The following is a 20,082-nucleotide window of genomic DNA, read 5'->3' as shown; positions in this document are numbered from 1 at the left end:
TTCATCGCGCGGCTCCCTGCGACCCGGGCACCGTGCGCTGGTACTGGTCGAGGTAGCGGGCGAAGCCCTCATCGTAGCGATCGCGATGCTCCGTCCGGGGTGCGATCGTGCGGACCTCGACGTCGTCGAACGCCGGATGCCGCAGGTCGAGCCCGCTCGCGAGCATCCCCATCCGGACTGCACCGACGATCGAGGTGTGCTGCTGCGCCGAGACCTGCATCTCCACCCCGAAGACATCGGCTGTCAGCTGGGTCCAGAACGGCGACGAGAGGACGCCGCCCGAGAGGATGATCCGACGCGGTGCGCCGCCGAGCGCGGTGAGCTCCTTGTAGCAGTGGTAGAGCGAATAGACGATGCCCTCGAGCACCGACTGGTACATGTCCACACGCGAGTGCGCCGGTGCGAGATCGACGAAGCCGCCGCGGCGCTGGTCCTGCCAGCCCGGGCTCCGCTCGCCGAAGAGGAAGGGCAGGAAGACCGGGAGGTCGACGCGGTCGGTCGACAGCGACGGCTCGATGTCGAGGTAGTCGGTCGAGGCTCCGAACAGGCGGTCGCGCGCCCAGTCGACGCAGTTGCCGCATCCCGAGGTCGCTGCGCCGCTGAGAGCCCCGAGCGGCGAGCGGTACGACCAGGTGCTGAGGGTGGGCGAGAACGCCGGATGACGCGAGGCGACCCGGAGGGCGCCGCTCGTCCCCATCGAGAAGGTCATCTCCCCGGGCTCGGTCGCGAGGTCGCCGACCTGGTTCAGGCCGCCGTCCGGGCCGGGGGTCAGCACCGGGGTGCCCGCGGCGAGACCCAGGAGCACCGCCGCCTCGTCCGACAGCGGCGCCGTCGCCGTCGTCCCGTGCAGCTCGGGCAGCCGCACCCGGCCGAGATCGAACCGGTCGATGACCTCGCGGTCCCACGTCGCATCGGTGGCGGAGAGCAGCCCGCTGCCGGAGGCCAGGGAGTCGTTCGTCCAGATCTCACCCGTCATCCGGGCGAAGATGAGGCTGGCCTGGTCGAGGGCCAGCAGCCCGTCGATGTCGAGGCCCTGCGAGCGCAGATGCTGGAGCTTGAAAACGGGATAGATCGCGTTGACCATGCAACCGGTGCGTTCGTAGAACCACCACGTGAAGTCGTCGTCCGCGCGGAGGGCCGCGCTGAGGTCCTGCGCGCCGGTGTAGGGCCACTCCATCACCGGGGTGACCGCCGAGAGGTCGTCGGAGCGAAGGGTCAGGCCGTGCCACGTGCCGCTCAGCACGATGAGGTCGATCCGCTGGCCGGCCGCGGCCTCGCGACCGAGGGCCATGAGCTGGATGTAGATCGCATCGGCGTCCCGGACCGCGGAATCGGGTCCGTCGACTTCGAACCTCCGGCTGCGCACGGCGACCGCGCCGGTGTCCGTGTCGAAGAGCATGGTCTTCGCCGAGGTGGTGCTGGCTTCGAGAGCGAGGATCTTCATGAGGGCCCATCGTCGGGTGTCCGGCGGGCAGCAGCGTCGCCGAGCTCCAATGATATGATCATTCGGTCGAAGATGAACACCCCGGAGGAGAAACACCATGGTCGCTGTTCTCGAAGAGATCGCCCGTCACCGGCTCGTTCCGGTCGTCGTGGCCGATTCCGTCGCCGAGGGTTCCTTCATCGTCGATGCCCTCGCCGAAGGCGGGCTCCCGGTAGCCGAGATCACCTTCCGCACCGCCGCAGCACCCGACGCCATCGCGGCGATCGCGTCACGCGGCGACATCCTCGTCGGTGCCGGCACGATCGTGTCGCCGGCGCAGGTCGACACCGCCGTCGACGCGGGAGCGCGCTTCCTCGTCTCCCCCGGCTTCCACCCGGCGGTCGCCGATCGCGCCGCGGAGCGCGGGGTTCCCCTCGTCCCCGGAGCCATCAGCGCCTCCGAGATCATGGCGGCGCTGGCCGCCGGCATCACGACGGTGAAGTTGTTTCCTGCCGAGACCTCGGGCGGCCTGCCCGCGCTCCGCGCGCTGGCAGCCCCGTTCGGAGACGTCCGCTTCGTGCCCACCGGAGGCATCGACGCCGCGAACCTCGACGCCTACCTCGCCCATCCCCGGGTGACGGCCGTCGGCGGTTCCTGGATGCTGCCGCGCGACGCCGTCGAGGCACGTGACGCGGCGCGCATCGCGCGGGCGACATCCGACGCCGTCGCACGTGTCTCGGCCTCGTCGCAAGCCGCTCCGGCCGGCCTGCCGAACGGATAAAGTGGCGAGAGAGCCGGGCTCTCTCGCAGTCCCTGCCATTCCACCCGCACGCGAACCTGGAGCTACGCATGGCGTCGACCCCCTCACCGACAGGACCCTCGACCGATCAGGATCAGGCGCCGCACGAAGCGGCCACTGCTCACGAGGGCGCGCCGCGTCCCGAGGAGGTCGACCGCCCGACCCCCGACGAGAGCGCTGCTCCCGCGGACGCCGGTTCGGGCGCCGCCAACATCGGCGTGGTCGGACTCGCCGTCATGGGCTCGAACCTCGCCCGCAACCTCGCCAGCCGCGAGGGCAACACCGTCGCCGTGTTCAACCGGTCGCCGTCGAAGACCGACGAGCTCATCGAAGCCCACCCCGAGGCGGGCTTCATCCCCGCCTTCTCGTACGAGGAGTTCGCGGCCAGCCTGCAGAAGCCGCGCACCGCGATCATCATGGTCAAGGCCGGTCGCCCCACCGACGCCGTCATCGATGAACTGATGCGCGTGTTCGAGCCGGGCGACATCATCGTCGACGGCGGCAACTCGCTGTTCACCGACACCATCCGCCGAGAGAAGGCGGTCCGCGAGGCCGGCTTCAACTTCGTCGGCATGGGCGTCTCCGGCGGCGAGGAGGGCGCCCTGCTGGGCCCGTCCCTCATGCCCGGCGGCCCCGACGAGTCGTGGGTGACCCTCGGCCCGATCCTGAAGTCGATCGCCGCGGTCGCCGAGGGCGAGCCGTGCGTGACGCACGTCGGCCACGACGGCGCCGGCCACTTCGTGAAGATGGTGCACAACGGCATCGAGTACGCCGACATGCAGCTCATCGCCGAGGCCTACGACCTCATCCGCCGCGGCACGGGCAAGTCGCCCGCCGAGATCGCCGACATCTTCGCCGAGTGGAACCGCGGCGAGCTCGAGTCGTACCTCATCGAGATCACCGCCGAGGTGCTGCGCCAGACGGATGTCGCCACCGGCAAGCCCCTCGTCGACGTGATCGTCGACCAGGCCGGCGCCAAGGGCACCGGCGCGTGGACCGTGCAGACGGCGCTCGACCTCGGCGTGCCCGTCTCGGGCATCGCGGAGGCCGTCTTCGCGCGTTCGCTCTCGAGCCACCGCGAGCAGCGCGACGTCTCGGGCTCGCTGCCCGGGCCCGACGACGCGTCGTTCACCGTCGAGGACGCCGATGCCTTCATCGAGCAGGTGCGCCTCGCGCTCTACGCCTCGAAGATCGTCGCGTACTCGCAGGGCTTCGACGAGATCCGTGCCGGCGCCGCGCAGTACGGCTGGAACATCGACCTCGGTGCGGTGTCGAAGATCTGGCGCGGCGGCTGCATCATCCGTGCACAGTTCCTCAACCGCATCGCCGACGCCTACGCGACCGGTGACGAGCTCCCCGTCCTCCTGACCGCGCCGTACTTCGTCGAGGCGCTCGGCCGCGCTCAGGACGCCTGGCGTCACGTGGTGCAGGCCGCTGCCGGTGCCGGCATCCCGGCTCCGGCCTTCAGCTCGTCGCTGTCGTACTACGACGGCCTGCGGGCGGAGCGCCTGCCCGCCGCCCTCATCCAGGGCCAGCGCGACTTCTTCGGCGCGCACACCTACAAGCGCATCGACAAGGACGGCACTTTCCACACCCTGTGGTCGGGCGACCGCTCCGAGGTCGAGGCCGAAGACACGCACTGACCCGTTCCGGGTTCACGAAGGCCCCGTCGAGCATCTCCGCTCGGCGGGGCCTTCGCCGTACCGGGCGGGCGCCGACGGTGTCAGAGCCAGTCGTTGCGCTTGAAGATGCCGTAGAGACCGGCGCTCAGGAGCACCATCAGCCCGAGTGCCATCGGGTATCCCCACGGCTGTGCGAGCTCGGGCATGAACCTGAAGTTCATGCCGTAGACGCTCGCGACGAACGTCGGGGCGAATCCGATCGCCGCCCAGGACGAGATCTTCTTGACCTGTTCGTTCTGGCGCACCTGCACGACGGTGAGGTCGGCCATCTTCTCGTCCAGCCGCTGGTTGACGAGAGTCGCGTGAATCGTCAGTGCGTCGTCGAGCGTGTGGCGCATCGACTGCACGCGCTCCGCCACGTACTGCGCGCGGCCTCGGACGTCGTCCCATCCGGCCGGCTCCGCGCCCGCCGCGGCATCCGTGAGGGTCGAACCGAGCCGCGTCAGGACGTCCGGCAGGGGCGTCGTGGCGTGAGCGAGGTCGATCACCTCCCGCTGCAGGTCGAAGATGCGCCTCGACACTCCGGGGTCGTCGCCGAACAGCTGGTCCTCGATCTCATCGATGTCGTTCTCCACACCGTCGAGCACGGCACGGTAACCGGTCGTGACGAGTTCGGCGAGCACCCACATGACGGATGCCGGTCCCCGACGAAGAAGCTGCGGATGCGTCTGGAGCCGCTCGCGGAGCTGGGCGAGGTCGATGCGATCCGACCGCGTGACGGTCACGATGAGGTGAGGTGCGAGGAAGACGTCGATCTCATCGCAGCGCACCGTCTCGGAGGCGTCGTCGTAGTGCGCGGGCTGCAGCACCACGAACGCGTGATCCCCGTAGCGCTCGAAGATCGACCGCTGGTGGGGCCGGAGCGCCTCCTTCACCGCGATGGGAGGCACGCCCAGCTCGATCGCGCGGGACTCGAGCGCGGCGTCGTCGACATCGACCAGCGCGATCCACGCGAACCCGTCCCGCTCTCGTGCGAGCGCGGCCGCCTCTGCCGGCGGGAGACCGTCGCCCGCCATCGCGCCGTCGACGTAGACCGCCGTCTCAACGTTCGTCATGAGGTCACCGTATGCCACCGCGCATGCTCACAGCTCAGACATAGCGTCGCCCATAGCTTCTCCATAGAAAACGCCTCACAATGGCATCATGACCACCCCAGCACCCGCCACCCTGCAGCGTCCCGACGGCTCTCCGCTGCGCGTCCTCGTCGTCGACGACGAGCAGATGCTCACCGATCTGCTCTCGATGGCGCTCAAGATGGAAGGGTGGGAGGTCCGCTCGGCGGCATCCGGTTTCGAGGCCCTCTCGATGGCGCGGGAGTTCGAACCCGACGCGATGGTGCTCGACATCATGATGCCCGACCTCGACGGGATGTCGGTGCTGCAGCGGCTGCGCCAGTCGGGTGACGATGTTCCCGTGCTGTTCCTCACCGCGAAGGATTCCGTGGGCGACCGCGTCGCGGGGCTCACGGCGGGCGGCGACGACTACGTCACGAAGCCCTTCAGCCTCGAGGAGGTCGTCGCGCGGCTGCGGGGCCTCATGCGACGCGCCGGAACCGCGACCGCCGGCGGCGCCGACCCCGTGCTCCGTGTCGGGGACCTCACGCTCAACGAGGACTCGCACGAGATCGAGCGCGCCGGCACGAGCATCGAACTCACCGCCACCGAGTTCGAGCTCCTGCGCTACCTCATGCGCAACCAGCGGCGCGTCGTGTCGAAGGCGCAGATCCTCGACCGCGTCTGGAACTACGACTTCGGCGGGCGCTCCTCGGTCGTCGAGCTGTACATCTCGTACCTGCGCAAGAAGATCGATGCCGGTCGCGAGCCGCTCATCCACACCGTCCGGGGTGTGGGCTACATGATCAAAGCTCCGCAGTGACGCCCTCCCCGGATGGCTCCGCTGCGCGCGGACGCGCGGATCGGCAGCCCCGCAAGCGCTGGACGCTGCAGACGCGGCTCATGCTCACGGTGGTCAGCGTCGTCGCGTTGACGCTGATCGCGAGTGCGGTCGGACTCGCCACCACCATCGGGACCGTTCTGGTCTCCACCGTCGACACGAACACCGAGTCGCTCACCCGGAGCCTCAAGCTGTTCGACAGCAGCGGCTACGTCGTGCGAGCACGGTCGGCGGAAGAGACGATCGCGGGCACACCGGGACTCCCCTACGGTTACACGCTGCTCGTGCAGGACCCACGCGGTCCGGTCACCGGCGCGACCTTCGACGGCGAGGAGGGAGTGCGCAGCCTCACGGCCGCCGAGCTGAACGGTCTGGCTTCGACAGACCTGAGCGCCCTCCCGGCGACGATCGAGATCGGTGATCTCGGCGCGTTCCGCGTCGTGTCGTTCAAAGCCGGCGACATCACGGGACTGGGGGCGCTGCCGCTCGCCCAGGTAGACACGACCGTCGCGACCGTCGTCACGACGATCGCGATCGTCACGATCGGCGGCCTGCTGCTGCTGAGCGCAGCGATCGCGGTCGTCATCCAGCGTTCGCTGCGGCCGCTGCGCGTCGTCGCCGACACCGCGACGCGGGTGGCATCGCTCCCCCTCTCACAGGGCGCTGTCTCGATCACCGAGCGGGTTCCCGCGGAGGAGACGGACGACCACGACGAGATCGGCCGCGTGGGAGCCGCCCTCAACACGTTGCTCGACCACGTCGACGAATCCCTCGTCGCACGACAGCGCAACGAGGAGCGCATGCGGTCGTTCGTCGCGGACGCCAGTCACGAGCTTCGCACACCGCTCGCCTCGATCCGCGGATACTCCGAGCTCTCGCTTCGCGCGATGCGGCAGGGCGTGCCCGGGGTCGAAGAGACCACGACCGCCGCGCTCGAGCGCATTCAGGCGCAGTCGTTGCGCATGACCAGCCTCGTCGAAGACCTGCTGCTCCTCGCGCGTCTCGACGAAGGGCAGGAGCTGGTCTACGGAACCGTCGACCTCACCGCGCTCGCGATCGACGCCGTGGCCGACGCGCGCGCAGCGGGACAGGACCACGAGTGGCGGCTGGATGTCGGTGACCAACCGGTCGTCGTCGCGGCGGACGCCACCCGCATCACGCAGGTCGTCGCGAACCTCTTGGCCAACGCCCGCGTCCATACTCCCGCCGGAACGACCGTCACCACCGCGGTGCGCGTCGCCGACGGGACGGCGATCCTGTCGGTGCACGATGACGGCCCAGGCATCGACCCTGCCGTCGTCGATGAGATCTTCGAGCGCTTCTCGCGAGGCGACAGCTCGCGCGCACGGCAGACGGGCGGCACGGGCCTCGGCCTCTCGATCGCCCGCGCCATCGTCGCGGCGCACGGAGGCTCGCTCACGGTGCAGAGCGAACCCGGATCGACCACGTTCGAGCTGCGCCTGACCGCGCGACCGGCCGATCCCGGGTCGGGGTCGAGTTCGGCCGCGGGAGCCGACGCGGGGTCGGAATCGGATATCGGGGCGGGGTCGGATGTCGGGCCGGGGTCGGGTACCGGATCAGGGTCGGATGCCGGATCAGGGGCGGCTGCCGGGTCGGCGTCGGGTGCGGCCGGCGATGCGGGCTCCGGTACGGATCGACCGTAACGACGGCGGAACGCTGATCGAGCGCTCGCGCGGTCCACGGTCCACGGTCCACGGTCCACGGTCCACGGTCCACGGTCCAGCACAGCAACGTTCGGTCCTCCCCAGGGTCGGGGCGCGACGGGGTTTGCACATCGCATCTTTCTTCGATCTGAATGTCTGACGCCGCTGCCACAATGGGAACATGTCAGCGAACAGGGGTGGCGGCTCGGACGAGATCGAGGTCTCGCCGCACGGTCCCGCGATCGCGGCTTACGGCGAGGCGCTCGCGCTGGTGCATGACGCGGAGGTCGCGTCGGTGCGGGCTCTGGCCGAGCTGGGCCGGTCCGCGTTGCGTGAGGCGCGCCGTGAAGGAGTGCGTGGGATGGCGTCGGACATGGAGTTGCGGTCGGTCGCAGCCGAAGCCGCGGGGCTTGCCCGGCGGACCGACAGGCGCCTGCAGGCCGACATCGACCATGCGCTGACGGTCGTCGACGACTACCCCACCGTGTTCGCGGCATGGGAGGAGCGGCGGATCACCCGCGACCACGTCGACGCGGTCGTCACAGCGGGAACCGGGCTGCCCGATGAGGTGCGGGGCGAGTTCGAGGTCGCGGCGATCGCGGTGTGCGAGCGCGACATCGCCACCCGGGTGAGACCGGCCCTGCGGTCCCTGGCTGAGAGGCTGCACGAGCGCACGTTCACCGACCGGCACCGCGAAGCCGCCGCCGGACGGTGCGTGCGGGTCTCGCACGGCGCGGACGGGATGTCGGATGTCATCGCGACCGTCCCGACCGTGATCGCGGTGGGGATGCTCGACCGGCTCACGCAGATGGGACAGTCCGTCAAGGACGCCCGGGCGGCGGGCGCTGGTGGTGCCGGGGGCGGATGCTGGCGGTGCCGGGGCGGCTAGTGGACCGGATACCGCGGGCGCAGACGAGCCCGCCGACACGCGGACGATGGATCAGCTGCGCGCCGACATCCTCGGAGACCTCGTCCTCGGCGGAGCACCCGTCGTCGACCCCACCTACGGCACCGACCGGGCCGGTGGGCTCGGCGCGATCCGAGCACGCGTGCAAGTCGCCGTCACCGCGGAAACCCTGATGGGGCGCGACGAGCACCCCGCCGAAGCAGTCGGGGGCGCGCTGATCGACGCCGACACGGCGCGACAGCTCGCCGGGCAGGTCAGCGAATGGGACCGGCTCTTCATCGACCCCGTCACCAGAACCCCGGTCGAGATCGACACCTACCGGCCCACCGCATCGATGAAGAAACTCCTCACCGCCCGGGATCAGCACTGCCGGTTCCCCGGATGCCGACGAGCCGCCATCCGATGCGAACTCGACCACACCATCGACCACGCCCTCGGCGGGCACACCCACATCTTCAACCTCGCCCACCTCTGCCAAAGGCACCACTCGATGAAGCAATTCACCAAGTGGGAAGTCCGACAGGTCGGCGGCGGGGTCCTCGAATGGACCTCACCCCTCGGCCGGGTCTACCGCGAAGACGTCCCCATACCGGCGGTGTGCTTCACCGTCGACACCGCCGATCCGCCACCGGATGCCGGAACCGGCGGACCACCGCCGGGACAACCGCCACCCTTCTGAGGAATCGAGCGATCTCGGGACGGGCCGCGAAGAGCGACGGGCGCCGAACTCACCTGACGGACTCGGCGAGGGCCGAGGCGCGTGTCGGATCCGGGCAGGCTGCGAGGTCAGTAGCCGGCGAACGCATCGGTGGTGAGCGATCGGGCTTTCGACAGCGCGGGGGCGAGGTCGGCGATGAGCCGAGGCGGACCCGAGATGAACGCGTGCCGCTCGTTGAGGTCCGGCACGAGGCCCGCCAGGGAAGCCGCACTCAGCCGCTCTCCCCCGGTCCATCGCCAATGGTCGGGAAGGTTCCGAGGTTCATTCCGCGTCACCACCATCACCGGGATGCCCGCGGCGATGATGTCGTCGCGGAACGCCAGCTCCTCGGCATCCGACGCGACATAGATCATGACGACGTCGCGCTGCTCACCCGCGAGCCGCATCTCGCGCAGCTGCGACACGAACGGCGTCACGCCGATCCCCGCCGCCACCAGCAGCACCTTGGCCTCCGTCCGCGCGGGCAGCACGAAGTCGCCCCAGACGCCCGTCACGGGAAGATCGCGGCCGGGTTCAACGAGGGCGAGGGCCTTCTTGTAGCTCGACTGCGACCCCTCGCGGATGGCGATCCGCACCTCCGGCAGCTCCGCGGGCGCCGAAACGATCGAGAATTCGCGCCGCGTGCCCCGCGCGTCGGGCCGGCGATGCGGCACTTCGAGCTCGAGGTACTGTCCGGGACGGAATCGGAAGCCACGATGAGCGCGGAACGTCAGCTCCCGCACGGAGGGGGTCAGCGCCCTGCGTTCGACGAAGGTCAGCCGCACCGCCGCGCGGTAGGCGAAGAAGAACGCGAGCAGGTTGCCGATCAGCAGCGCACGCTCCTGTCCGAGACTGACGTCACCGATGAGGATCGGCCAGCCGGCCAGTGCCCCCACCAGCGCGGCGACCGCGTACTGCTGCCTCCGACGCGGCGGAAGAGTCAGCGGCTCCGACAGCATGAACGCACCCAGGAAGAGGAACGGCGACGACCACAGCACCTGCCCGATGACGGTCGCATCGACGGGGAGCGAGACCTGAGAGTACTGCACGAACGTCCGCACGAGCGCGACGACGACCGCGACGACGAGGAAGACCGCGACCACGCGCACCTTCTCCGTGCGCACGAGCACGAGACCGCCGAGCAGGATGACGGGCACCGCGAGAACGGGCGAACCCACCCACCAGGCCGACGCGCCCAGGTCGGGGAACGGGATGCTGAGGACAGTCAGCACGGTCGCGCCCGCCGCGGCGGGATTGAAGATGTGCCGCCCGCGCCAGGCCAGCAGGTACTTCGATGCGGAAGCGACGGCAGCGGCGACGGCGAGCCCCGCGAGCCCCGCCGGATCGAGCGTCGGGCGCAGCACGAACAGCAGGATGAGCGCGGTGATGACCGCCGATTCGATGCGCCACGTCCGGCCGAGCAGCCGCTGCGCCACGGCATCCACCACGATGATCGCGGCGGCCAGCACGACGAGCGACACCGGGAGCGCGAGCGGATCGCCCGCGATCTGACCGGCGACGGTCAGCACGAAGGCGATGACCGCGAGCACGGAGAGCGCCATGAGGACGAACCGGTACATCGACACGCGTCCGAGCGCGCCGACGACGCGGTTCCAAAGGGCCGTCAGGGATGTCATACGAACAACTCCGCTTCGCAGTGGGGTGACCATTCGACGGATCCGTCGGTGCGCATCCGCACCCACGAAGCCCTGCTGCGCTCCGCGAAGCGCGGGCCGCCGTCGAAGAAGAGGGCTGTGGCGACGGCATCCGCCGTCATCGCGTCCGAAGCGACCGCCCACGTCGCCGCGTACTCCCGAACCGGTTCGCCCGTGCGGGCGTCGAGAACGTGATGCAGGCCATCGCCCCACGCTCGACGATTGGTCGCGGAGGCGCACAGCGCCCCGACGTCCAGCGTCCAGACTCCGACGGCCCGAGACGCGTCATACGGGTGCTCGAGCGCGACACGCTGCCGCACCCCGTCGATCGCGAGGTCGCCGCTCGCGTCGACGACGAGCCAGCCGGGCGTGCGCCGCCGCAGCTCCGACATCACGAGATCCACGAGGCGACCCTTGCCTACGGCCCCCACGTCGATCGTCGCCGGGCTGTGGAGCGTGAGGCGGTCGTCCGCCAGCTCGATGACGTCGCGCCACCGGTCCGGCGCAGCCAGCGCGCCGCGATCGCGCAGGGAGTACGACGCGTCGTAACCGCGCCGCGCGAGCGCGTCGCCGACGAGCGGGTTGACCGAGCCGTTCGTGGCGTCGGCCAGCTCGCCGTACAGCGCCAGCATGGCTGCCGCGTCAGGAGGCGCCGCGACCGACCCGCCGGCCGCGACCCGGCTCACGGTCGAGTCCGGGCGGAACCTCGACCAGTCCCGGTCGAACGTCTCCACGAGCGACATGACAGCTGCCCGATCGTCGTCACGCAGCGGCACCTCGCTGTCGACGCACCATGCGGTTCCGATGGCGCCGAATTCCCACCGCCCGAAGCCGGCAGTCGCGGCGATCATGCCGCCGCGTCGGTGCGGATCTCCTCGACCGCCGCGTTGAAGCCACCGCTCGTGAGCGACGAGCCCGCCACGCGGTCGACCTTCACGTCGTCGAGGCTCTTGCCGACGACGGCGTCCGAGATGCCGCCGATGAACTGCGACTGGTACTGCTTGCTCTCGCGGCGGGTCGGCTCGCCGGTGACCTCGACCGCGGTCACGGCGTCAGACGCGATCGTGAGCTTCACGGTGATCGTCTCGGGGCCCTCGGGGGTCTGATAGGTCCCCTCCGCCGTGTACGTGCCGTCCGTGTAGGTGCCACCGGTCGCCCCCGACGATCCCGCCGAACCGGCCGAACCGGACTGGGTCGTCGCGTCGGCGGAAGGCCCCGCGCCCGAGGCGGGCTGCTCGGCTTCGGCCTGCCCGGCGCAGCCGGCGAGGAGGGCGAGGCCGGCGACGGATGCCGCGGCGGCGGTCACGCGGAGCGAACGGGGTACGGCAGTGGCGCGGATCATGACGGGTCCTCCTGTGTCGTGCCCCTCCGGGGGGAGGTGGGCTGATCTCACGCTAGCGGGCCGTCGCCATGGCTCCCCTCTGTTGTTCCTATGCGTTTGCATCGAGTTCAGATGCGCGCCACAGCACTTTCAGCCCTTCGACGGCGAAGAAGATCGCCACCGCGAAACCCAGCGGCAGCAGCCACGCCTGCACCGAGAGCGGCCGCGAGTCGAACAGGGCGTTCATGAACGGCACGTACGTGTAGACGAGCTGCAGGCCGACGAGGGCTGCAGCCGACAACCAGATGACCCGGTTGCCGCGCAGGACGTCTCGGGTCACGCTCGAGCGGCTCAAGAACCGGCAGTTCAACAGGAACGCCAGCTGTCCGAGCGCGAGTACGGAGACCGAGACCGTCCGGGCGACGTCGAGCTCGGCGCCCGTTGCTCGGACAATCGCGAACGCCGCGAGCGTCGCTCCGCCGATCATCACCGACACGACGAGCACGAACAGGAGTTCGCGCAGCGAGATGATCGATCCTCCGCTCGACCGGGGCGGTCGCGACATGATCCCCGGCTCGGCCGGCTCGTACGCGAGGGCGAGCGAGAGCGTCACCGCTGTGACCATGTTCACCCACAGCACCTGCACGGGAGACAGCGGCAGCGCCAACCCGAAGACGACGGCGACGAGGATCACGAGCGACTGCGCCCCGTTGGTGGGCAGCAGGAACACGATCGACTTGCGGAGGTTGTCGTAGATCCGGCGCCCCTCGCGGATCGCGGAACGGATCGTGGCGAAGTTGTCGTCGGCGAGCACGATCTCGGCGGCTTCCTTCGTCGCCTCCGTGCCCTTGATGCCCATCGCGACCCCCACGTTCGCGCGGGTGAGGGCGGGCGCGTCGTTGACGCCGTCACCCGTCATCGCGACGACCTCGCCGTGCGACTGGAGCGCACGGACGATGCGGATCTTGTGCTCGGGGCTCGTCCGGGCGTAGACGTCGACGTCGCGGACGACATCCTTCAGCTTCTCCTGGCTGAGCGACTCGAGCTCGCCGCCGGTGAGCACGCGGGGTTCGTCGTCCGACACCAGCCCCATCTCGCGACTGATCGCGACGGCGGTCCCCGCGTGGTCGCCCGTGATCATCTTCACGCGAATGCCGGCACGGTGGCAGTCGGCGATCGCCTCGACGGCCTCGGGGCGCGGGGGATCGAGAATCCCCCAGAGGCCGAGGAACTCCAGCTCGTCGACGTCATCGATCCCGACCTCGTCGAGGCGCGACGGCTTGCGCGCGGCGGCGAGCACGCGCAGGCCCTCGGCACTCAGGTCGGCGACGGCCGCCTCCCAGAACTCGCGGTCGAGCTCCTCCGGCCCCGCGGCCCCGCGCTGGCGCGTGGAGCGGTCCAGCAGCCGGTCGGGCGCGCCCTTGACGAGGAGGGCGCGCGAGCCGTCGGCACCCTCGTTCAGGGTCGCCATGAACTTGTTCTCCGAGTCGAACGGGAGCACGTCGACCCGCCGGACGCCGTCGGCCTCGCCGTCGTGTCCGCCCTTCATCGCCACGACGCGCAACGCACCCTCGGTCGGCTCACCGACAAGCTTCCAGCCGTCGTCATCCGAGACGACGTTCGCGTCGTTGCAGAGGTCCGCCACGGCGAGGACGGCCGACAGATCACCGCCGGAACGCCCGTCCCCGTCGGTGCGCTCGATCTCGCCCACCGGTTCGTAGCCCAGCCCCGAGACGTCGTAACGGGCGACGAGGGTGACGATCCGTCGCACCGTCATCTCGTTCTTGGTCAGCGTGCCCGTCTTGTCGGAGCAGACGGTCGTCACCGAGCCCAGGGTCTCGACAGCGGGGAGCTTCCGCGTGATGGCGCGACGCCGGGCCATCTGCTGGACGCCGATCGCCAACGTGATCGTCACGAGCGCCGGCAGCCCTTCCGGGATCGCCGCCACGGCGAAACCGATCGTGGCCGAGACGAGCTCGCCGAACGGCATCCCGTGCACGAATCGGCCGATGAGCATCATCGCGGCCGCCATGCCGAGGATGACGAGGGTCAGGACCCGCCCGAACGCGTCGAGCTGCTTCGTGAGAGGCGTCGTCAGGGCTCCGGCGCCGCCGACCAGCGCCTGGATCTTGCCGATCTCGGTACGAGCGCCCGTGCCCGTCACGATCCCGCGGCCCTGTCCCGCCGACACGATCGTGCCGGAGAACGCCATCGACGCCCGATCGCCGACACCGGCATCCGCGTCGACCGGATCGGTCTGCTTCGACGCCGGGACCGACTCGCCCGTCAGCGCCGCCTCGTCGATGCGCAGCTGGCTCGCCTGGACGAGCCGGAGGTCGGCCGGAACCTTGTCGCCCGGCGACAGGCGCACGACGTCGCCGGGTACGAGCTCGGCGGCGGGCACACTCCGCCAGGAACCGTCACGGCGGACGCTCGCTTCCGAGGACAGCATGCCGCGGATGCCCGCGAGAGCCTTCTCGGCACGTCCCTCCTGGGCGAACCCGATCACCGCGTTGATGATCGCGACGGCGAGGATCACCCACACATCGAGCCAGTCCGCCATGACCGCCTTGATCGCGGCGGCGGCCAGGAGGATGTAGATCAGGGTGTCGTTGAAGTGCGAGAGGAACCGCAGCCACGCGGGGGTGCGTTTGCCCTCGGGAAGGACGTTCGGCCCCGCCGCGTCGAGACGCCGCGCGGCTTCATCCGAGCTCAGGCCGTCGGCACTGGTCCCGAGCGCCGCAGCGACCTCGTCGACGGGGTGAGCGTAGGAGCGAGGCGACTCGAGGTCCGCCTCGGAGACAGGGGCAGCCATGGGGCCGATCCTACGGCGCGCGGCTTTGCGAAACACCGGAGCCCGCCGGAGAAGATCCCCGTGTGCCGCGTGGGCATCGAGCCTGATGACGGGACAGTCGGCCCGCCGGGCCAGCCCCGCCGGGGCCAGCCCACCGGGTAAGACGGCCGCGGTCAGGTCGAGTCAGGCGGCGCCGTCGAACATGCTGGTGACGGAGCCGTCCTCGAAGACCTCCTTGATCGCGCGCGCCAGAAGCGGGGCGATCGGAAGGATCGTGAGGCCCGGGAACCGCTTGTCGTCACCGAGCGGGATCGTGTCGGTGACGACGACCTCGTCGATCGCGGCATCCTGCAGGCGCTCGACTGCCGGGTGGCTGAAGACGGCGTGCGTCGCCGCGACGATGACCCGCTCGGCGCCGTTGTTCTTCAGGGCCTGCGCGGCCTTGACGATGGTGCCACCGGTATCGATCATGTCGTCGACCAGCAGGCAGACACGCCCGCGCACGTCACCGACGATCTCGTTGACGGTGACCTGGTTGGCGACATTCGGGTCGCGACGCTTGTGGATGATGGCCAGCGGAGCGCCGAGGCTGTCGGACCAGGTGTCGGCGACGCGGACGCGGCCGGTGTCGGGCGACACGACGGTGAGCTTCTCGCGGTCCTCCGGGGTCAGCGTGCGCTCGAAGTGCTCGAGCAGGACCGGCTTGGCGAACAGGTGGTCGACGGGACCGTCGAAGAAGCCCTGGATCTGCGCCGCGTGGAGATCGACGCTCATCACGCGGTCGGCGCCGGCCGTCTTGAACAGGTCGGCGACGAGGCGGGCGCTGATGGGCTCGCGCCCGCGACCCTTCTTGTCCTGGCGCGAGTACGGGTAGTACGGCGCGACGACGGTGATGCGCTTGGCGGATGCGCGCTTGGCGGCATCCAGCATGATCAGCGTCTCCATCAGCCACTCGTTGACCGGAGGACCGAACGACTGCACGAGGAAGAAGTCGCAGCCGCGGATCGACACCTCGAAGCGGGTGAGGATCTCACCCGAGGCGAAGGTGCGGTGCTCGGTGGGGACGAGCTCCGTGCCGAGCTGAGTCGCAACCTCGGCCGACAGCGCAGGGTGCGAGCCACCGGATGCCACGACGAGACGCTTCTTGGTCTTGGCGACCAGTCCCGGGGCGATGCCCCGCGAGACGTCGAGGTCAACCGTGTTCTTCTTGCGAGCCATCGTCCGCTTCCTGTGAAGACCGCACGCGTGCCGCTGCTGCGGCGGCTGCAGTACCGGGTCTGTTCTTCTCGACCCACCCTGCGACATTGCGCTGGGGGGCGACGCTGAGCGCGAGAGCACCGGCCGGGACGTCCTTGCGGATGACCGCTCCGGCGCCCGTCTTGGCGCCCTCACCGATCTTAACCGGCGCGACGAAGACGTTGTGCGAGCCGGCGTGGACCTCGTCGCCGATGACCGTGCGGTGCTTGGCGAGGTCGTCGTAGTTCGCGGTGATGGCACCGGCACCCAGGTTCACACCACGGCCGATCTCGGCGTCGCCGACGTACGACAGGTGCGGAACCTTGCTGCCCTCGCCGATGACGGCGTTCTTCGTCTCGACGAAGGTGCCGATCTTGCCGCGCTCCCCCAGCTGCGTGCCCGGCCGGATGTACGAGAACGGTCCGACGGTCGCCCCCGCCCCGATGACGGCGAGCGTCGCGTCGCTCCGGGTGACCGACGCGCCCGCACCGACCTCGCAGTCGGTCAGTGTCGTGTCGGGGCCGACCGTGGCACCCTCCGCGATCACCGTCGCGCGCAGGATGTGCGTGTTCGGCAGAACGGTCACGTCGGGCGCCAGAGTCGCCGTGACGTCGATCCATGTCGTCGCGGGGTCCTGCACCGTGACCCCCTCGAGCTGCCAGCGGCGCACGGTGCGGGCGTTGAGCAGGCGCCCGGCCTCGGCCAGCTGCACCCGGTCGTTGACGCCGACGATGAGGGTCGGGTCGGCGACCGGCTGCGCGGCGACGGCGAGGGCGTCGGCACGCAGCATCCCCACGACATCGGTGAGGTACTTCTCGGCCTGGACGTTGGCCGTGCTGATCCGGCCGAGTCGCTCGCGCAGCGGCCCCGCCTGGAAGGCGTAGACCCCGGCGTTGACCTCGTCGACGGCGCGCTCGGCATCCGTCGCGTCCTTGTGCTCGACGATCCGGTCGACGCCGCCGGCGGTATCGCGGATGACGCGGCCGTAGCCGGTCGGGTCGGACAACCGTGCGCTCAGCATCGTGGCCGCGGCGCCGGTCGAGCGGTGCGTGCGCAGCAGCTCGCGGAGCGTGCCGTCGTCGAGGAGCGGCACGTCGGCGCTCAGCACCAGCACGTCGCCCGTGAACTCCGGCAGCTGATCGAGGGCGACCTCGACAGCCCGCCCGGTGCCGGGGATCTCGTCCTGGTCGACGACCACGACCTCGGGCGAGACGCCGAGCACGGCCTCGGCGACACGATCGCGCTCGTGGCGGACGACGACGAGCACGTGGGTGGGGGCGAGGTCGCGCGCCGTGTCGAGCACGTGACCGACGAGCGGACGACCGCCGATGCGGTGCAGCACCTTCGGGAGGGACGACTTCATCCGCGTCCCCTGCCCCGCGGCGAGGATCACGACGGCGAGACGGGGGTCGAGTTGGGTGTCGCTCATGCTCCGCCGCCAGGACTCGAACCTAGACCTCACAGCTCCAAAGGCTGTCGTGCTGCCATTACACCACGGCGGACCGCCGCACCGAGGTGCAGCCCGACAAGTCTGCCAGAGCGCACGGCGCCCCGTCTCCGCGGCGCCGGTGTCGCGCGCGAGGTTCGCGATAATGGGGCCATGGCACACGAGACCGACGAGGTGGACCGCATCGTCGGTGCGTGGTCGCTGCAGCGTCCCGACCTGGACTTCTCGCCGCTCGAAGTGCTCTCGCGCGTGGATCGGCTGTCGCGCCATCTCGACCGCGCGCGTCGCGAGGCGTTCCGCCGCAGTGACCTCGAGCCCTGGGAGTGGGACGTCCTGTCGGCCCTCCGCCGCGCCGGCGAGCCCTACCAGTTGAGCCCCAAGCAGCTCCTCCAGCAGACCCTCGTCTCGAGCGGCACGATGACCAATCGCATCGACCGGCTCGTCGCCCGCCGGCTCGTGCGGCGCGAGTCCGACCCGGGCGACGGACGCAGCGTCCTGGTCACTCTGACCGATGACGGACGCATCCGCGTGGATGCCGCGATCACGCGCCTCGTCGACGCGGAGGCGGTGCTCCTGGCCGGTCTGTCCAAGAGCGACCGCGACCGACTGGCCTCGCTCCTGCGCAAGCTGTCGCTCGGCTTCGACGGCTCTCCCCCGCCGCCGTCCGCCTGAGGAGTCCGAGACTCGCTGACAGCGTGCGCCCGGCAGGGGTGGCCTAGCCTGGAAGCAATATGGCGCATCTTCTGGGAGCCGAGGGCCTTCGCCTCGAGTATCCGACCAAAGTGGTGTTCGACGGGGTCTCCCTCGGTGTCGACGAGGGCGACCGCATCGGCATCGTGGGCCGCAACGGCGACGGCAAGTCGAGCCTCCTGCGCATGCTCGCGGGGCTCGTCGAGCCCGACTCCGGCCGGGTGACCGTCCGCGGCGGCATCCGGGTGGGGGTCCTGGCGCAGGCCGACGACCTCGACGACGACCTCCGGGTGCGCGACGCCGTCGTGGGCGACCTGGCCGATCACGAGTGGGCGGGCGACGCCCGTGTGCGCGACGTCATCGCGGGGCTTCTCGGCGATCTCGACTGGGAGGGCCCGATCCGCGGTCTCTCGGGCGGTCAGCGTCGCCGCGTCTCGCTCGCCGCGCTCCTCGCGGGCGATCACGACGTCATCTTCCTCGACGAGCCCACCAACCACCTCGACGTCGAGGGCATCTCGTGGCTCGCGGAGCACCTGAAGCGCCGGTGGTCAGCGGGTTCCGGCGCGCTCCTGGTCGTGACGCACGACCGCTGGTTCCTCGACGAGATCTGCACCGCGACGTGGGAGGTCCACGACCGGATCGTCGAACCGTTCGAGGGCGGCTACGCGGCGTACATCCTGCAGCGGGTCGAGCGCGACCGGCAGGCGGCCGCCATCGAGGCCCGACGACAGAACCTCGCCCGCAAGGAGCTGGCCTGGCTGCGCCGCGGCGCCCCCGCCCGCACGTCGAAGCCGAAGTTCCGCATCGACGCGGCGAACGAGCTGATCGCCGACGTTCCCGAGATCCGCGATCGGGTCGCGCTGCAGTCGCTCGCGGTGTCGCGACTGGGCAAGGATGTCGTCGACGTCCTCGACGCCGGTGTCAGCTACGGCGATCGCGTCGTGCTCGAGAAGGTCGAGTGGCGCATCGCGCCGGGCGAGCGCACCGGCATCCTCGGCGTGAACGGCGCGGGCAAATCGACGCTCCTCGGGCTCATCTCCGGCGCCGTCGAGCCGACCGCGGGACGCGTCAAGCACGGCAAGACCGTCAAGGTCGCGACGCTCTCGCAGCGCATGAGCGAGCTCGACGAGCACCTCGACGAGCCCGTCCGCGTCGTCATCTCGAACCTCCGCACCAGCTACACGATCGGATCGGGGTCGAAGGCGCAGGAGCTGACCCCGGGGCAGCTGCTCGAGCGGATGGGGTTCAGCTCGGCGCAGCTGTCGACGCCCGTCAAAGACCTCTCGGGCGGACAGAAGCGGCGTCTGCAGCTGCTGCTCATCCTGCTCGACCAGCCCAATGTGCTGATCCTCGACGAGCCGACCAACGACCTCGACACCGACATGCTCGCGGCGATCGAAGACCTCCTCGACTCGTGGGCGGGCACGCTCATCGTCGTATCCCACGACCGGTACTTCCTCGAGCGCGTGACCGATCAGCAGTACGCCATCCTCGGCGGGCGGCTGCGACACCTTCCCGGCGGTGTCGACGAGTACCTGCGGCTGCGGCGCGAGCAGCCTCAGAGCACCGGCGCCAACGCTGCGGCGTCCGCCCCGTCCACGGGTCCGGGCGCAGGATCGACGAGCCCGGCAGCTCCGACGCTGAGCGGAGCCGAGCGTCGCGCCGCCGAGAAGGAGATCTCCGCCATCGATCGCCGACTGGGGAAGATCCAGGGCGAGATCGCGGCCGTCGACGCGCAGCTCGCGGATGCGCACGACGACTTCGAGCGGATCATGGGGCTGCAGCGACGACGCGACGAGCTCGTCGCCGAGACGACCACGCTCGAGGAGCGCTGGCTCGAGCTCGGCGAAGCCATCGACGGCTGACTGCGCGTC

Annotated in this window: 16 protein-coding genes and 1 tRNA gene; 8 read left to right on the top strand and 9 right to left on the bottom strand. The window is 70.2% G+C overall.

The window, feature by feature from the left end:
* Window position 1 precedes the first annotated feature (1 nt).
* Complete coding sequence (locus CI089_RS09485) at window positions 2-1,444, bottom strand: gluconokinase (protein ID WP_179223303.1); 1,443 nt, start codon at window positions 1,442-1,444, stop codon at window positions 2-4.
* Between the two features lie 97 nt (window positions 1,445-1,541).
* Between CI089_RS09485 and eda the strand changes: the two genes are divergently transcribed.
* Both eda and gndA read left to right on the top strand, forming a co-directional pair.
* Window positions 1,542-2,204 carry a bifunctional 4-hydroxy-2-oxoglutarate aldolase/2-dehydro-3-deoxy-phosphogluconate aldolase gene (gene eda / locus CI089_RS09480; RefSeq protein ID WP_094261386.1) on the top strand — a complete coding sequence of 221 codons (663 nt, stop codon included), beginning with the start codon at window positions 1,542-1,544 and terminating at the stop codon, window positions 2,202-2,204.
* Window positions 2,205-2,272: 68 nt separating this feature from the next.
* The gene (gene gndA, locus CI089_RS09475) at window positions 2,273-3,865 is read left to right on the top strand and encodes an NADP-dependent phosphogluconate dehydrogenase (protein ID WP_094261385.1); all 1,593 of its coding nucleotides are present in this window, start codon (window positions 2,273-2,275) and stop codon (window positions 3,863-3,865) included.
* A gap of 80 nt (window positions 3,866-3,945) precedes the next feature.
* Here gndA and CI089_RS09470 read toward each other — a convergent pair whose 3' ends face one another.
* The gene (locus CI089_RS09470; protein WP_256977758.1) at window positions 3,946-4,959 is read right to left on the bottom strand and encodes a magnesium and cobalt transport protein CorA; all 1,014 of its coding nucleotides are present in this window, start codon (window positions 4,957-4,959) and stop codon (window positions 3,946-3,948) included.
* Between the two features lie 88 nt (window positions 4,960-5,047).
* Between CI089_RS09470 and CI089_RS09465 the strand changes: the two genes are divergently transcribed.
* From CI089_RS09465 to CI089_RS09455, 4 genes are all read left to right on the top strand, one after another.
* Complete coding sequence (locus CI089_RS09465; RefSeq protein ID WP_094261384.1) at window positions 5,048-5,779, top strand: response regulator transcription factor; 732 nt, start codon at window positions 5,048-5,050, stop codon at window positions 5,777-5,779.
* Window positions 5,776-7,461, top strand: coding sequence for a sensor histidine kinase (locus tag CI089_RS09460; RefSeq protein ID WP_306426967.1), 1,686 nt, complete (start codon window positions 5,776-5,778; stop codon window positions 7,459-7,461). Before CI089_RS09465 ends, CI089_RS09460 begins: the two co-directional genes overlap by 4 nt.
* Before the next feature lie 181 nt (window positions 7,462-7,642).
* Window positions 7,643-8,350, top strand: a complete 708-nt coding sequence (locus CI089_RS16265; RefSeq protein WP_143738980.1) for a hypothetical protein — start codon at window positions 7,643-7,645, stop codon at window positions 8,348-8,350.
* 46 nt (window positions 8,351-8,396) lie between these two features.
* Window positions 8,397-9,047, top strand: a complete 651-nt coding sequence (locus tag CI089_RS09455) for an HNH endonuclease signature motif containing protein (RefSeq protein WP_143738978.1) — start codon at window positions 8,397-8,399, stop codon at window positions 9,045-9,047.
* Window positions 9,048-9,154: 107 nt separating this feature from the next.
* On the opposite strand, the gene CI089_RS09450 is transcribed toward CI089_RS09455, so the two are convergent.
* The 7 genes from CI089_RS09450 to CI089_RS09420 all read right to left on the bottom strand — a co-directional run bounded on the left by CI089_RS09450 (window position 9,155) and on the right by CI089_RS09420 (window position 17,573).
* The gene (locus tag CI089_RS09450; protein ID WP_094261383.1) at window positions 9,155-10,702 is read right to left on the bottom strand and encodes an FAD-dependent oxidoreductase; all 1,548 of its coding nucleotides are present in this window, start codon (window positions 10,700-10,702) and stop codon (window positions 9,155-9,157) included.
* Window positions 10,699-11,571: an FAD:protein FMN transferase gene (locus CI089_RS09445; RefSeq protein ID WP_094261382.1), complete on the bottom strand. Its 873-nt coding sequence runs from the start codon at window positions 11,569-11,571 to the stop codon at window positions 10,699-10,701. Before CI089_RS09445 ends, CI089_RS09450 begins: the two co-directional genes overlap by 4 nt.
* Entirely contained in the window at window positions 11,568-12,062 is a 495-nt protein-coding gene (locus tag CI089_RS09440) for an FMN-binding protein (protein WP_094261381.1), read from the bottom strand. Before CI089_RS09440 ends, CI089_RS09445 begins: the two co-directional genes overlap by 4 nt.
* 88 nt (window positions 12,063-12,150) lie before the next feature.
* A complete protein-coding gene (locus CI089_RS09435; RefSeq protein WP_094261380.1) occupies window positions 12,151-14,856 on the bottom strand; it encodes an HAD-IC family P-type ATPase in 2,706 nt (901 codons plus the stop codon).
* Between the two features lie 162 nt (window positions 14,857-15,018).
* Window positions 15,019-16,053 carry a ribose-phosphate diphosphokinase gene (locus CI089_RS09430; RefSeq protein WP_094261379.1) on the bottom strand — a complete coding sequence of 345 codons (1,035 nt, stop codon included), beginning with the start codon at window positions 16,051-16,053 and terminating at the stop codon, window positions 15,019-15,021.
* Window positions 16,028-17,500, bottom strand: a complete 1,473-nt coding sequence (gene glmU, locus CI089_RS09425; protein ID WP_094261378.1) for a bifunctional UDP-N-acetylglucosamine diphosphorylase/glucosamine-1-phosphate N-acetyltransferase GlmU — start codon at window positions 17,498-17,500, stop codon at window positions 16,028-16,030. The genes CI089_RS09430 and glmU overlap by 26 nt, the downstream gene beginning before the upstream one ends.
* Window position 17,501: 1 nt before the next feature.
* Window positions 17,502-17,573, bottom strand: a tRNA-Gln gene (locus tag CI089_RS09420).
* 98 nt (window positions 17,574-17,671) lie between these two features.
* On the opposite strand from CI089_RS09420, the gene CI089_RS09415 reads away from it, so the two are divergent.
* Both CI089_RS09415 and CI089_RS09410 read left to right on the top strand, forming a co-directional pair.
* Window positions 17,672-18,190, top strand: coding sequence for a MarR family winged helix-turn-helix transcriptional regulator (locus tag CI089_RS09415; protein ID WP_094261377.1), 519 nt, complete (start codon window positions 17,672-17,674; stop codon window positions 18,188-18,190).
* 59 nt (window positions 18,191-18,249) lie between these two features.
* Entirely contained in the window at window positions 18,250-20,073 is a 1,824-nt protein-coding gene (locus tag CI089_RS09410) for an ABC-F family ATP-binding cassette domain-containing protein (RefSeq protein WP_094261376.1), read from the top strand.
* Window positions 20,074-20,082: the final 9 nt, after the last annotated feature.

Origin of the sequence: Microbacterium sp. Yaish 1, assembly GCF_002245215.1 — a bacterium.
Lineage (GTDB): Bacteria > Actinomycetota > Actinomycetes > Actinomycetales > Microbacteriaceae > Microbacterium.
The sequence above is the reverse complement of the archived record's forward strand: the minus strand, read 5'-3'. Positions and strand labels throughout refer to the sequence as shown.

Coding starts and splice junctions, on each gene's coding strand:
- CI089_RS09485 (WP_179223303.1), bottom strand. CDS start 1,444: ATGAAGATCCTCGCTCTCGAAGCCAGCACCACCTCGGCGAAGACCATG.
- eda (WP_094261386.1), top strand. CDS start 1,542: ATGGTCGCTGTTCTCGAAGAGATCGCCCGTCACCGGCTCGTTCCGGTC.
- gndA (WP_094261385.1), top strand. CDS start 2,273: ATGGCGTCGACCCCCTCACCGACAGGACCCTCGACCGATCAGGATCAG.
- CI089_RS09470 (WP_256977758.1), bottom strand. CDS start 4,959: ATGACGAACGTTGAGACGGCGGTCTACGTCGACGGCGCGATGGCGGGC.
- CI089_RS09465 (WP_094261384.1), top strand. CDS start 5,048: ATGACCACCCCAGCACCCGCCACCCTGCAGCGTCCCGACGGCTCTCCG.
- CI089_RS16265 (WP_143738980.1), top strand. CDS start 7,643: ATGTCAGCGAACAGGGGTGGCGGCTCGGACGAGATCGAGGTCTCGCCG.
- CI089_RS09455 (WP_143738978.1), top strand. CDS start 8,397: ATGGATCAGCTGCGCGCCGACATCCTCGGAGACCTCGTCCTCGGCGGA.
- CI089_RS09450 (WP_094261383.1), bottom strand. CDS start 10,702: ATGACATCCCTGACGGCCCTTTGGAACCGCGTCGTCGGCGCGCTCGGA.
- CI089_RS09445 (WP_094261382.1), bottom strand. CDS start 11,571: ATGATCGCCGCGACTGCCGGCTTCGGGCGGTGGGAATTCGGCGCCATC.
- CI089_RS09440 (WP_094261381.1), bottom strand. CDS start 12,062: ATGATCCGCGCCACTGCCGTACCCCGTTCGCTCCGCGTGACCGCCGCC.
- CI089_RS09435 (WP_094261380.1), bottom strand. CDS start 14,856: ATGGCTGCCCCTGTCTCCGAGGCGGACCTCGAGTCGCCTCGCTCCTAC.
- CI089_RS09430 (WP_094261379.1), bottom strand. CDS start 16,053: ATGGCTCGCAAGAAGAACACGGTTGACCTCGACGTCTCGCGGGGCATC.
- glmU (WP_094261378.1), bottom strand. CDS start 17,500: ATGAGCGACACCCAACTCGACCCCCGTCTCGCCGTCGTGATCCTCGCC.
- CI089_RS09415 (WP_094261377.1), top strand. CDS start 17,672: ATGGCACACGAGACCGACGAGGTGGACCGCATCGTCGGTGCGTGGTCG.
- CI089_RS09410 (WP_094261376.1), top strand. CDS start 18,250: ATGGCGCATCTTCTGGGAGCCGAGGGCCTTCGCCTCGAGTATCCGACC.